Source organism: Paenibacillus qinlingensis (genome assembly GCF_031455095.1).
In the GTDB taxonomy this organism is placed as follows: Bacteria; Bacillota; Bacilli; order Paenibacillales; family NBRC-103111; genus Paenibacillus_E; species Paenibacillus_E qinlingensis_A.
In genome coordinates, this window is the sequence record NZ_JAVDSB010000001.1 from 459,119 (window position 1) to 472,679 (window position 13,561).

The 13,561-nt window shown below is 43.4% G+C and carries 12 protein-coding genes; 11 read left to right on the forward strand and 1 reads right to left on the reverse strand.

The window, feature by feature from the left end:
* Window positions 1-200 precede the first annotated feature (200 nt).
* The 7 genes from J2736_RS01920 (at window position 201) to J2736_RS01950 (ending at window position 9,913) form a co-directional block, all read left to right on the forward strand.
* A complete protein-coding gene (locus tag J2736_RS01920; protein WP_310222994.1) occupies window positions 201-608 on the forward strand; it encodes a hypothetical protein in 408 nt (135 codons plus the stop codon).
* A 248-nt stretch (window positions 609-856) separates the two neighbouring features.
* Window positions 857-3,112, forward strand: coding sequence for a right-handed parallel beta-helix repeat-containing protein (locus J2736_RS01925; RefSeq protein ID WP_310222996.1), 2,256 nt, complete (start codon window positions 857-859; stop codon window positions 3,110-3,112).
* 178 nt (window positions 3,113-3,290) lie between these two features.
* Window positions 3,291-4,250, forward strand: coding sequence for a carbohydrate ABC transporter permease (locus tag J2736_RS01930; RefSeq protein WP_310222999.1), 960 nt, complete (start codon window positions 3,291-3,293; stop codon window positions 4,248-4,250).
* Window positions 4,250-5,086, forward strand: coding sequence for a carbohydrate ABC transporter permease (locus J2736_RS01935; RefSeq protein ID WP_310225156.1), 837 nt, complete (start codon window positions 4,250-4,252; stop codon window positions 5,084-5,086). The genes J2736_RS01930 and J2736_RS01935 overlap by 1 nt, the downstream gene beginning before the upstream one ends.
* Window positions 5,087-5,172: 86 nt before the next feature.
* Window positions 5,173-6,876: a sensor histidine kinase gene (locus tag J2736_RS01940; protein WP_310223001.1), complete on the forward strand. Its 1,704-nt coding sequence runs from the start codon at window positions 5,173-5,175 to the stop codon at window positions 6,874-6,876.
* A gap of 31 nt (window positions 6,877-6,907) precedes the next feature.
* Window positions 6,908-8,464 carry a response regulator transcription factor gene (locus tag J2736_RS01945; RefSeq protein ID WP_310223003.1) on the forward strand — a complete coding sequence of 519 codons (1,557 nt, stop codon included), beginning with the start codon at window positions 6,908-6,910 and terminating at the stop codon, window positions 8,462-8,464.
* Between the two features lie 123 nt (window positions 8,465-8,587).
* Window positions 8,588-9,913: an ABC transporter substrate-binding protein gene (locus J2736_RS01950; protein ID WP_310223006.1), complete on the forward strand. Its 1,326-nt coding sequence runs from the start codon at window positions 8,588-8,590 to the stop codon at window positions 9,911-9,913.
* 32 nt (window positions 9,914-9,945) lie between these two features.
* Here J2736_RS01950 and J2736_RS01955 read toward each other — a convergent pair whose 3' ends face one another.
* Entirely contained in the window at window positions 9,946-10,233 is a 288-nt protein-coding gene (locus J2736_RS01955; RefSeq protein ID WP_310223008.1) for a hypothetical protein, read from the reverse strand.
* On the opposite strand from J2736_RS01955, the gene J2736_RS01960 reads away from it, so the two are divergent.
* From J2736_RS01960 to J2736_RS01975, 4 genes are all read left to right on the forward strand, one after another.
* Window positions 10,232-10,783 carry a GNAT family N-acetyltransferase gene (locus J2736_RS01960; protein ID WP_310223010.1) on the forward strand — a complete coding sequence of 184 codons (552 nt, stop codon included), beginning with the start codon at window positions 10,232-10,234 and terminating at the stop codon, window positions 10,781-10,783. The genes J2736_RS01955 and J2736_RS01960 overlap by 2 nt on opposite strands.
* An 87-nt stretch (window positions 10,784-10,870) precedes the next feature.
* Window positions 10,871-11,452 carry a sigma-70 family RNA polymerase sigma factor gene (locus tag J2736_RS01965; protein WP_310223012.1) on the forward strand — a complete coding sequence of 194 codons (582 nt, stop codon included), beginning with the start codon at window positions 10,871-10,873 and terminating at the stop codon, window positions 11,450-11,452.
* Window positions 11,453-11,455: 3 nt separating this feature from the next.
* On the forward strand, window positions 11,456-12,379 hold the full coding sequence (locus tag J2736_RS01970; RefSeq protein ID WP_310223014.1) for a DUF4871 domain-containing protein: 924 nt from the start codon (window positions 11,456-11,458) through the stop codon (window positions 12,377-12,379).
* 455 nt (window positions 12,380-12,834) lie between these two features.
* On the forward strand, window positions 12,835-13,539 hold the full coding sequence (locus J2736_RS01975; RefSeq protein ID WP_310223015.1) for a phytanoyl-CoA dioxygenase family protein: 705 nt from the start codon (window positions 12,835-12,837) through the stop codon (window positions 13,537-13,539).
* The last annotated feature ends 22 nt before the right edge of the window (window positions 13,540-13,561 follow it).

Sequence of the window (13,561 nt, forward strand, 5' to 3'; positions counted from 1 at the left end):
TTAACTAATGAGCAACTGCTGGCAGCGACGGCACCCTTGCCAAAAATAAGGAATTATTTGTAAGAAGCATTAGCGAACTATTAGCAAAAAACATGTTTAGCTAAAACCAGAAATAGAAGTTTCACAACAATTTATCGATAAGATATGCATAATTCAGAGTTTGCAAATTTTACTTAGGAATTGCGGGGGAAATGATATCGATGAATCTAATCCAGTACTATCGCGAGCAATTTCTCGAATTAGTATCACAATTCGAGCCTAATTGGGAAGAGGAGCCCTTTTTCAAATTTGGTTACCGCTGGAACGCGATGACATCTAATTTGTATAAGGAGTTCTTTCAGATCAGTCAAATGAAAGGTGAACACATGTACTTGATGTACGCGATCGAACTCCCCGAGATATATAAAAATACGAATATTGTTGAGGTTGTTAAGAATGTGTCCTCGTCTTATGAACTTTCCATGTATATGTTCTCAAATAAGATTCTCCTTTCTTCCTGTGTCTCGATTGAGAATTTGCAGCAGACTACGTTAGGCTTTTTAAATCAAGCACGTGGAGAAATCATTGATCTTGTATTCTCAGCTATCCAATTACCGCCGAATGGATGAATGTGTTAAGAAAATGAAAGAAATTTGTTCATTACTCCCCTATGTTCTCCCTCATTAGTCAACTATACTGAACTCAAAATTGAATGAGCGGCCAAAACACCAAGAGTAATCATCCTAATTAGATGCCAGGCTGTTACAACCAAGGGGGGATGAATAGGTAGCAGGGAGATCATGGTGAATCCAGGCGAGTAAGAAGTTTTATTTTCCACTGAAAGTTAAGCGCTTACAATGAGGAGGAGGCTAGGATCATGAGATTATACTTGAACAAAAGTAAACGTTTAGGTGCACTCGTAGTCACCATTATGATGTTGTTTTCATTGATGATACTACTTGCACCAGCAAATGCATGGGCTGCGAATACAACTTATTATGTAGATGCCGTTAACGGCAGTGATTCGAACAATGGCACAAGCACCGCGACGGCTTGGAAATCTTTGACCAAAGTAAACGCTACAACGTTCCAGCCTGGTGATCGCATTTTATTTGAAGCGGGAAATACCTGGGTCGGTCAATTGTATCCAAAAGGCTCGGGTATCTCAGGGAACCCAATTATCATTGATCAGTATGGTACAGGCGCTAAGCCAAAGTTCCAAGGTCAAGGTGCCGTTAAAGCAACGGTATATTTATATAATCAGCAGTATTGGGAAATTCACAATCTAGATATTAGCAACCAAACAACGGGTTCCCTCGGCGATCTAAGAGGCGTTCATATTACTGGAGCAGACATCGGCACGCTTAATTACTTCCGTTTAGATGGTCTCAATGTGCACGATGTGAGTGGTGAAGTGAACTGGATTGGCGGGGATGTGGCGGATAATGCAATGGGCATCACTTTTCAAACGGGTTGGGATCGTTCCAAGAGAACCGGCGGCATTGTGTTTGATATGTCAACGAATGTATTAGCTCCGGCAGCAGCAACAGTGAAGAGCAAATTCAACGATGTGGTTATTTCTAATAGTTCCATTAAGGATACTTCCTTTGGTGGAATCATCTTTAAGCAATATACGGGTGATGGGCGAGATAATAACGGGAATGCCTCTGTTTCGGTCGGATGGGGTGTTCGGAGTTCAGCTTCGGATACGAATTGGTATCCTTTTACAAATGTGACGATCAAGAATAATTTCATTAGCCAAGCGAACACGATTTATGGGTGTAATGGTATTTATATGACGGATGTTAAAGGCGGATTAATCGAGAATAATGTGGTTGCGGCAGCGGGAACTTCAGGAATCGAAACCTATTATGCCGACGATGTTGTTATTCAGAAGAACGAGACCTATGGTGTGGTGAAAAAAGCAGGAGGCGCCGACTTTAACGGTATCGACACAGATAAAGGAACGACGAAACAGGTCGTCCAATACAATTACATTCATGGCAATGGGGATGGCATTCTGCTGTGTCAATTCAGCTTTGGGGACTCCATTATCCGATACAATGTGATTACAGGTAATTCGAGATATCAGATTTATCTCCATTCCGATTCGGCAGCAACCTCACAAATTTATAACAATACGATCTACAATACGAATAGCACTTATTTAATTTATGGCTATGGATCCTATATAAGTGCCAGCTACAATATTAGAAACAACATTTTGAATTCCACCCAAAGTTCAGCAGTTCTAACGACAGGTGGCGGTATTGCTTATAACACGAATAGTTACTATGGGACTGGACTTACCGTTCCTGCTGGAGATGCGAATCCGAAAATTGGTGATCCCAAATTAGTAAGCCCAGGAACGGGCGGAACGGGAACAGAAGCAAGTGGACCCGCAATGAGCACATTAGGTGGCTATAAGCTTCAAACAAGTTCTCCGATCATTAATCAAGGAGTTACGATTACGTCCAATGGTGGGCTTGATTTCTGGGGAGATACGCTATACACAGGCGCAGCCGATATTGGTGCCGATGAAACGCAGGTTACGGGAGGAAGTACGGGTCCTACCTACTTAGTCAATGATACATTCGATGCTGTGACTACTGGCAGTGCCCCAACAGGATGGACAATTGCCAACGGCACCAGTCCAAACGCGATCACTGTGCAAGCTGTACCGAGTGCGACCGATAAGAGCGTACAGCTCAGCAAACCGACAGCATCAGCCAAAACGTCGATGTCCAAAACATTTGGCGCGACTAGCGGATCAATAACGATTGAGGCGAGTGTTAAACGAAGTGAAACGACGTCGTGGTGGTGTTTGCCTTACCTCTATGACAGTTCAGGTGTGGTAACGGAATCTATTGCTATGGACACGGGGAACATCAAAGCGAACGTGAATGGCACTTGGACGACTATTCAAGCATTCACAGCGAACACTTGGTATGATTTCAAAATCGTTCTAGATACAAACACGGATAAGTTTGATTTCTATGTGAACGGCACGTTGAAGCTTTCTCAAGCAACAATGAGAGCAGCAGTAGCGAATGTGTCCAAGATCGAATTTTATGCGGATAACTCGCAGACAGGTACTACGCATGTTAATACGGTAAAAGTTTACACGCCATAACGTCATTTAAACGAAAAATCCCGAATTTCCAGCGATGGCAGTTCGGGATTTTTGTGTGTGAAATAGTGAAAGAACTTCATTCAATGCGCAATGTAACTCCTCTGAGATGCCTTTTATAATAAAACTATCAGATAACAAGCGATTCATGTAGCGCTTTGAACAGGGAGTGGAATGATTAATGGAAAGCAACGCGCTGCAAACAGACCGTTTGCTTGCAAAACCGAAGAAAAAGAAGATCCCGTTTCTAAGCCGATGGGAGTCTCCTGTGGCCGGATACCTCTTTTTATCCCCTTGGCTAATTGGATTTTTCCTATTGACACTTGGGCCAATCCTGATGTCCTTGTATTACTCGTTTACAGATTATTCCTTACTGGACGCACCACATTGGCTTGGCGCACAGAACTACAAGCATATCGTGATGGAGGACGATACGTTCCGCGAGTCAATCAAGGTAACCTTGCTATTTGTTGTATTCTCCGTACCACTGAAGCTTGTTACAGCTCTGTTGGTGGCGATGCTGCTGAATAAGAAAATCAGAGGGATCTCCTTCTATCGGACGATGATCTACTTCCCATCATTGATCGGGACGAGTATCGCTGTGTCGATTCTATGGAAAAATATTTTCAGCAAAGACGGCTTTATTAATCAAGCTTTAGCGCTTGTCGGTATTCAAGGGAAATCATGGATTGCTGACCCCGACACGGCTTTGGGGACACTCGTCCTTCTCATTGCATGGCAATTCGGATCGGCAATGATTATTTTCCTTGCAGGACTTAAACAAATTCCAACGGATTTGTATGAAGCCTCTTCAGTAGATGGCGCTAGCAAGGTACGACAATTTTTCACGATTACGCTGCCCATGTTGTCTCCCATCATTTTGTTTAACTTTGTGCAATCAACGATTAATTCCTTCCAGATGTTTACGCAGGCATTTATCATCACTAATGGGGGGCCTGTGAATTCAACCTACGTTTACGTCATGTACTTGTATGAACGAGCATTCTCGAAGTTTCAAATGGGTTATGCCTCAGCGCTAGCTTGGATTCTACTGGTCATCATTGCAGCAGTAACAGCACTTATTTTCGCAACCTCTAAATACTGGGTTTATTATGAGACGCAAGGAGGGAAGGGGAAATGATGGCAAGACGTCAAGGTTTGACCCATCTTTTATTACTAGTTTCAAGTCTGATCATGATGTACCCTGTCTTCTGGTGGTTAGGAGCTTCCCTCAAAACGAATGATGAGATGCGCTCACCGAATTTATTTCCCGAAACATTTCGCTGGGCTAACTATACCGAAGGCTGGATATCCGTTCCGAACTATGACTTCAGTGTCTTTTATATCAATAACTTTCAATTAATCTCCGGGGTATTATTTACCAGTATCGTATCTTGTTCCCTTGTTGCCTTTGCTTTTGCTCGCCTTGATTTTCCACTTCGTAAGCTCTGGTTCGGCATTCTGCTAGTGACGTTAATGCTTCCGACGCAAGTAACGATCGTGCCTCAGTATGTGTTATTCAGTAAATTTGATTGGATTAATACGTATTTACCCTTCTATGTTCCTCATTTGCTTGCAGGTGGTGTGGGAGGTCCCTTCTTTATCTATTTGCTTGTGCAATTTATTCGTTCCATACCGAAAGAGCTGGATGAGTCTGCGAAAATAGATGGATGTTCTTGGTTCGGTATTTACTGGCGGATCATTATTCCATTGACCAAACCTGCGCTTGTTACTGTTGCCATTTATTGTTTCCTTTGGAACTGGGATGATTTCTTTGGTCAATTATTGTATATCAACTCTGTCGATAAATACACGGTGAACTTAGCTCTGAAGCTGTTCATTGATTCTGCTGGAACGGTGCCGTGGGGGCAGATGTTAGCTATGTCTTTAGTGTCTGTTATGCCTGCCGTAATCATTTTCTTTATCGCTCAGAAGCATTTCGTTGAAGGTATTGCTTCGGGTGCCCTAAAAGGATAAGCTTAGGAATGACTAGGAAAGCTGCTGCATTTGCTGCGGCTTTCTTTGCATAAGAGCTTAGTTTGAATCATACGGAGGGCAGACACATGCTGCAAAATCCATTTAAATCATACGGCATTATTGCGGTTTATTTTTTTAGCTCAGCCGTCATTATAGCCATGTTAATCGGGATTGTTATTGCCGTTAGTTATTCGGGTACATCGAGCGAAATTGCTTCCAATACATCCTTTTATCAGCAACGGTTGCTAAATGAATTAAGCAAAAAAATGAGCACAAGCTTAATTGGTATTGAGCAGACCTCGGGGACCTCGGCCAAGAATGTCGATCTTCTGTACGGCCGATTACGAGATAAGGACGCGTACGAGCGCCTTCAAATCGAGACGGACCTGCAGAGTCAATTGAAGTATCTTGTCTTCGGCACACCGATTCTGCAATCCATCCATGTCTATTCGGATTACCCCTTTACGTCGGATACCCAAGGGCCTGTTACGTTCTTTCCGATGTCGCAATTAGATAAGGAAGCATGGTATCCAAGTATTCTGGAAACAGATAGCGCTTGGCTTGGCGAGCACAAAATCATGTCCAATGGACGTGAAGAATCGGTGATAAGCTTCGCCCGTAAGGTCATTAATAATAGCAATCAATATTACAGTTTAATGGTTTTTAATATAAAAGTATCGAGCATTCGGCATTTGATATCAACTGAAGATGATACGACCAATATGGCTTTACTTGATGCAGCAGGCCGATTAATTACGCATGCTGGCAACAGCAGCAAATTGCAGCAAGCGACACTCACCTTGAAGGGGGAGATGGATAAGCCAAGCGGTTCCTTACGGGTGCAGGATGATTTCTTCGTTTGGGCCAAATCACCAGATTCCCAGTGGACACTCTTCGAGGCAAGCTCTTGGAGTGATATGACGAAAGGCAGTAAAAGCATGGCAAAGCTGTTTCTTCTACTTGGGGCTACCACGATTGTGCTCGTGCTGCTGCTTACTTTATTCTTATCTCGCCGATTCATGAGACCGATGAATCAATTGATTCGAGCCATGGGCCAATATTCCCCTGGGGATGATCAAGGTTTACCTACTGATTATAAAAATGAGTTCGGCAAGTTATTTCATGGGTATCGAAAGTTAACACAACGGATCGAGGACCTGTATGAATCCCTGCGGGAGCAGCATGTTCAGCAAAGGGCAGCAGAGCTGAAATCGTTGCAGATGATGATTAATCCTCATTTTTTATATAATACGCTTGATCAAATTAACTGGACGGCGATCGAAGCGGGGCAGAATAAGATCAGCTCGATGCTCGCGCAAGTAGCGAGTATGTTTCGCTTAGCGCTATCGAATACGAATAGTCTGGTGGCTGTCACAGAGGAAGTCGCCCATATTGACCACTATTTAAAATTTCAACAGGTGCGTTGGGAAGATAAAATGTCGTATCTAATCAAAGTGGATGAAAACTGTAAGAGCTGCCTCATGCCGAAAATTTTTCTGCAGCCGTTCGTAGAGAATGCTTTTATGCATGGTTTTCATGGCGCTTCCGAAGCCGAAATAGGTATAGATATCTATCGAAAAGAGAACGACCTATATGTAACGATTACGGATAATGGCAAAGGGCTTAGTGAGAATTGGCAAAACAAGCCTAGGAAGCGCGGAGGCTATGGACTTCGTAATGTGAAGGAAAGGCTGGATGCCTTATTCGGCAATCAATATAGCTTACAACTGAGCAATCGAGAGCAAGGCGGCGTTCAAGTTGAGATTCGATTCCCGCTATCCGACAGTTAACCATATTCATAACAAAAGGGAGTACATGAGCATGTGGAAAATAGCCATCGTAGATGATGATTTTCAGGTTTTACGAGGTTTACGACATATCATACCTTGGGCCGAGCTAGATGCTGAATTCGCAGGAGATGCGATTGACGGGGAAAGTGGACTGGAATTAATTCGTGAAGTAGAGCCCGATATTGTCATTACGGATTTATATATGCCTGGCATTAGCGGTATTGAAATGATTGAGAAACTGCGGGGGGAAGGCTTTCAAGGCAGATTTATTATTCATAGCGGTTATACCGACTTTGAGTATGCGAGGCAAGCGATTCGTTTGGATGTCGATGATTATTTGAATAAACCCATAACAATCGAACAGATTCGCGAAGTCTTGTTTCGCACGATTAGCCAATTAGAAGATTTTTATCTGGAAAAAATGGAGAAAAAGCGGCTAGTTCGTTTTGTTCAAAACTATGAGAAACAAATGGCCGATGAGCAGCTTGCAGCTCTGGTTAATGGTACTCTTCAGCCTAATGCGGCTGATATGAAGCTGCCTACTGTCGAAGCCTACTGGACAGACTATGATCAGCAGGTCGTCGTGCTTGAACTGGTGAAGACAGACCGGATTATCGATATCTCGGTGGCGGATTGGCATTTATTTCGCTTCGCCATGTCCAATATTACGAAAGAACTGACGCAGCAGGAATGGCCGGAATCAGCGTTTATTTGGCTATTCGGACCGTATTCAGCACTTGTCCTACATATTCCTCGCAACGAAGCAGATGAGATATCGCTTGAGAGAGCTGGACGCTTCATAGAGACATTAACAGCCAGTATGCTGCGCTATTTGGGTTTAACGGTGAAAGCAGCGATAGGCGAACGCATAAGTAAATGGGAAGATTTGAAGGCGTCAGCAGACGTCGCTTTTGAATCGTTGCAAGCTTTTGGGCAAGGGCAAGGTGCAATGGATCTGGTTCGTTACCTTTCCCAGTCCCTGCAGGAAAACAGTGAGGAAGCGTTATGGTCCCATATTCAGCAGTTCATTGATCGGCAAGAAGCGTCGGCCAAAGGCGGTGACCCCAAGCTATTCTATCGTGTCTTAGCTACGGAGATTTGGACGCTGCTACAATATGCAGCACAGCAAGCTGACATGGCGATCTCTCCAGCGGATGAGAATGAGCTGGTTACGTCAACAGATACGATTATTCATCGTGCGGATGTGGAGAGCTTCTTGCAAGCAAAGGTGAAGAGCATTGGACAGAAGCGACAGCCAAGCATTAACCAGAAGCATAAAGGGGCGGTCGATTTCATGCTCGGTTACATTCATGAGCATTATGCGAAAGACATTACGATGGATGAGTTGGCGGGACAGTTATTTATCTCGAAAAATTATTTGAATCAGCTATTTAAAAAGGTGACAGGGGAAACCTTTATGAACTATGTGATTCGTGTCCGACTAGAGAAAGCGAAGGCACTTCTCTTAGAAGGGAATTTATTGATTTATGAAGTCTCGGAGCAAGTAGGATATCATAATGTGCCATATTTCAGTACACTTTTCAAGAAATATTGCGGAATTAACCCTAGTGATTTGCTGAAAAAGTAAATTATTCTCCCCACTTGTTTGAAAAACTGAAAGAAATCAGTTCGATCCTCTCCTATACCGTTCAGTCTTTCAGAGATACGATATGTGTGTGAGATCGACATATGCGAGAGGGGTAATTATACAATGAAGAGGAAATTAATGACTGCTGCACTATCACTTGTTGTCATGGCATCGGTATCAGCTTGCGGATCCAAAACAGAGGAAGCGCCAGCGAAAGCTTCGGCTCAACCATCTGCGGCAGCGGCTGCAACACCAAAAGCAGAACCTGCAACGCCTGTTAAACTTCGTATTGCTTGGTGGGGCGCACAAGAACGTCATGATGCGACACAGAAGGCGCTAACGCAGTATACGGCACTACATCCGAATGTTACTTTTGAAAGCGAATTCTCGGGTTGGGACGGTTACTTCGATAAACTCGGCGTTCAGTTCGCAGCGAAAAATGCCCCTGACATTATCCAAATGGATGCTGCTTACTTGAATGAGTATGTTGGACGTAATTTGGTCGCTGATCTTGCAAGCGTTAATGTTGCCGATATGGATAAAGCGCTTATCGAATCAGGTAAAGTGAATGGCAAGCTCTTCGCTATGCCGTTAGGAACGGCCGCACTGGGTATGGCTTACGATAAAACAGTTATCGAAAAATTAGGTTTAAAGTCACCAGCTTGGGACTGGACTTGGGATGATTATTATAAATTTGGTCAAGATGCTAAAGCCAAACTAGGGAAAGATAAATACGTTTTCGTTGATCAAAGCTCAGATTTAGTTGACTATACAGCTTATCAGCTAAGCCAAGGTAAAGGGCAGTCTTTTACAGATAACAAGCTATCGATCGATAAAGATACATGGATCAAATACTTGAATAAGCAATCCGAAATGCGTAAAGCGGGCATCGTTACACCTGCTGATATTACAGTTACAGACAAAGAGCTTGATCCGAAGATGGATAGTGTGGTCAATGGAACAGCGCTTGCTCGTCACATCTTCTCCAATCAAGTGGGTGCCATTAATGGTCTTAAACCTGATGCTTTCGGGTTTACAACACTTCCAAAATCGGCACAAACAGGTGGTTGGTTGAAACCGGGTATGTTCTGGAGTGTAAACGCAGGCTCCAAGCAACAGGATGAAGCAAAAAAATTCGTTGAGTGGTTCATTAACGACCAAGAAGCAGGGAAAACATTATCTTTAACACGTGGTATTCCAGGAAATGCAAAAATCGTAAGTACACTTGCTCCGAATTTCAGCGCGTCCGACAAAACATCGGTTGATTTTATTAACAAAGTAGGACCGGCAGCACAGAAATTTGTCGCTGAACCGCAAGGCTGGGGTAACTTCAAGAAAGACTACAAAACAATCGTTGAGAAAGTCATGTTCGACAAAGCCACAGCGGATCAAGCTTACGAAGAATTGATGAAAAAAGCCAAAGAGTATGATACAGCAGTAAAAAAATAATAGATGGCCTAGAATCATGGCGTTGTCGCTTCTTAGGACGCGCCATGATTTTTTCCTTGGTCCGCCTGTTCGTTTGTGGTCACCGGTTCGTCATGTTGCCAATGATGACTTGGGGTGCGTTTACGGTATTTTGCATATGAGTGAAACCGTTTTTGGCATTCATCCTTTCTTGGAAAATACACACCGGAATCCACTTTCGGATGATGAGCTCGCCAAGAAATTACAGCACTATTTTCATAATCAAAAATAACGTAATTTGAACCATTCTTTATTCCGACGTATAATAACAGGACTTCGAGATAAAGGATGATGGTATTCATGAATGACAATAATGGAAGAATCTATATCCGCTTTCTGGATGTAAGTGATACAGATGATATGCTGGATCTCATGCTGCGTAACCGTCAATTGTTTGAGGGAGTGAGCCCTAAGCGCAATGAATCTTTCTATACAAAAGAAGTGCAAGAGAAGAGTATTCTAACTAGTAATTCCCAAAGAGAAGAAGATAAACGATATGCATTCGGTATTTTTTTAAAAGAAACGCAGCAACTCATCGGGGATATTGCACTATTTGAAGTCCAACGCGGGCCTCATCAGAAATGTATTCTTGGCTATAGTATGGATCAAGCGCACAATGGAAAAGGGTACATGACAGAAGCGATACAACTTATCTTGAAATATGCATTTGAAGAAGTAGGCTTACAGAGAGTAGAAGCAGGTGTGATGCCGCGAAATGTGGGATCAATACGTGTGTTGGAAAAGGCCGGCTTCCAGCAAGAAGGGCTCAATCGCAAGTTATTGGAGATTAATGGAAAACGTGAAGATCACTTGTTGTTCGCAATGCTGGCGGAAGATTTTTTGAAAGCATAAAGGGAAGATACGAAAGGTAAAGCAGTGGCTCTAGACTTTTTAGTCTGGGGCTATTTTTTTTTACCACAAAAAGGAACCTTTTCCTAGTTGAACGGTCTTATACATAGAGGTGAGCGCGTGGCGGACGATTTGGCGTATATCAAACATTTGGCTGACGGGTATGACCGAGAACTTGTACTACAAGACCTCATGGAAAATTTCGGGGAAGATGTATGGAACTTTGCCTTTTTCTTAACGCAGCGTTCACATGTGGCAGACGATATAGCGCAAGAAGTGTTCCTTGCCGCATTTACAGGGATGTATGCATTTCGCGGGGAATGCACGGTGAAAAGCTGGCTGCTAACGATAACAAGAAATAAATCGCTTCATTATTTACAGGGGGCTTTTTTTCGAAAAGTAACTTTAACGGATCGTTTCATTGCGACTGGCAGCTCTCCAGCTGCGGAGCGAATTGTCTTCGATCGAATGGATAATCGAGAGTTGTGGGACATCGTGATGTCGTTACCTCGCAAATATCGGGAAGTGCTCATTTTGGATTATCATTACGGTCTCAAAATGAATGAAATTGCTGAACTTTTACATGTTTCCGTGGGAACTGTGAAATCAAGATTGCATCGAGCCAAGACGAAGATGAATGCGTTATTAACCTTGAACATGGAGGAGTCGTAAATCATGCATGAGGAAAAGCCTGTTTGGGCAAAGCAAATGTCTGAAGCGCCGTTTGCCAAACGTCATTTTACCAATCGACTTGCACATGGTGTGCTACTTCGTGTAAGTGAAGCGGCAAATCCCCCGAGACGAAGATATAAATGGGGAGCGGCTGTTATGATGCTGCTGATTGTCGTTCTTGTATTTGGTCTAGCAGGTGCGCCAAATTCTGTTCATGTGAATGTTCAAGAACAGAACGCATATGACCAGCAGGGGCGACTGATTTTCTCTGTTGCACCAGAGCCTAATGCGCAAGCAGGAGTAATGAACGGCTATATCTTTCACTTTGAAGAGGCGATGGCGACATTTAAAGGGAAAACGCTTACGATTCAAGCGGTTCATCTCCCAACAGGACACCGTGAAACGGTCTCTTCGGAGAAGATTGAAACAGCTAGCCCAGGGTATCCTGGCTTAGAAAGGTATGCCATTCGTTTTACACTCCCACTTGCCGGCGTATGGCGACTAGATGTGACATTAGATGATCAACCTTATGGCGATGTAGCAGTGAGCATGAGTGATCCGTCTTGGGAGATCAGTCCAATATTTCAATCGGGCAATTATTGGATGCGTGGGCTTGAGAAACAGGTTGGCTTTATTGATGCTGGTTTTATCGCTGGCAGGACGAACAAATATATGTGGCATTTCTGGGGGACAGATGAGGAACTGGATGGTCCTTTCCAGATACTTGCGGTAAGAGAAGGCTCGAATACGCTTATTGAAGTGTTTTCCTCCAATGCATTTTCTTCAGCGAATGCCCTCGGGCAGGCTAATAATGGTGCAGACCGTCATCTGCCAACTTCGATGATGCTGCCGGAAAGAGGCCGATGGCGGTTACTGCCCTACGTGCACGGACGATTACTAAATTCCATTGTGGTGGATGTGAAGTAGGGAGTCCAGCGAGGCTTGTTAACTGGATAAACTACCGTTCGTTTGAAATGAGAAATACGGCTGTTCAGGTCTGGGAAAGTCAAAATCTAAAAAGATGCGAATATGCATCTTTTCCTGCTAGAAAAGTCACGGACTGGTAGAAAAGATGAGAATATGCATCTTTTATCACCACATTTATCCTTTTTAAGGAATATCGGTATAAAAGGATGTATTTTCGCAGCAATTCTTCGATAATCGGACTAATCTCCTTGAAAAAGATGTATTTTTGCAGTTTTGATTCTAAAATAGCCATACCAGCTGCAGATCCCAATCTGCGGCTATTTCTTATTCTCATGACCAGACTGAACAAAATTGCTAGTTTTAGCCTATCCCCATGCAAGATTACTTTGAATCATTTGTGTACGATGAGAATGTAGTAATCATAGTAATTTAAAGATCTTGGGGAGGCTGACACGATGTCACAAGTTACGAACTTTCAATTAACAGAGGAAATGATTAACCAATTTTACCGTGAAGGGTATTTCTACGCACCTGGTTTTATTACAAGCGAAACTGTGGAGGCCATTAACAAAGAAAATGCTGTGTTCGCGAATATGATGGGGAACGGGCAATGGAAAAGTCACGCTATTATTGATATCGCCAAAGAACGCGAGGCTTATCCCCAAACAACAAGCTTTCTGACGAATCAGGATGTTGTTCGCGTATTTGAACGTATTTTGGGGGATGATGTCAAGCTTTGGATGGGGATGTATGCTGTCGTAGATCCTCAAGGGAAGGGGCTGGAGTGGCATCAGGATAACCAATATACCCATATTCTTGGCCATATGCTGAATGGTTTCATTGCACTTGATCATATCTCTCAGGAAAATGCGGGACTTTGGCTCGCGCCAGGCTCCCATCTACAGGGACGGCAACCCAATCTAAATACAGAAGAAGGGCATAAGCGAGCGGCTGAGCCGGCTAATGGAACGCCATGTAATCCGATGGCTCCGGGGGATGCAGTATTTTTCCATCGCGAGACGCTTCATCACAGTAAAATGAACCATACCGATCAACCACGTCGTGCCTATGCCTTCCAAGTTGGAGCCGCGAGCTGCCGTTATGCCAAGACGGGTAAGTTGCTGGAAGATCGCGTACAACTATCAGGTTACCAATTCTAAAAGATTAATGTGATGCGGTGGT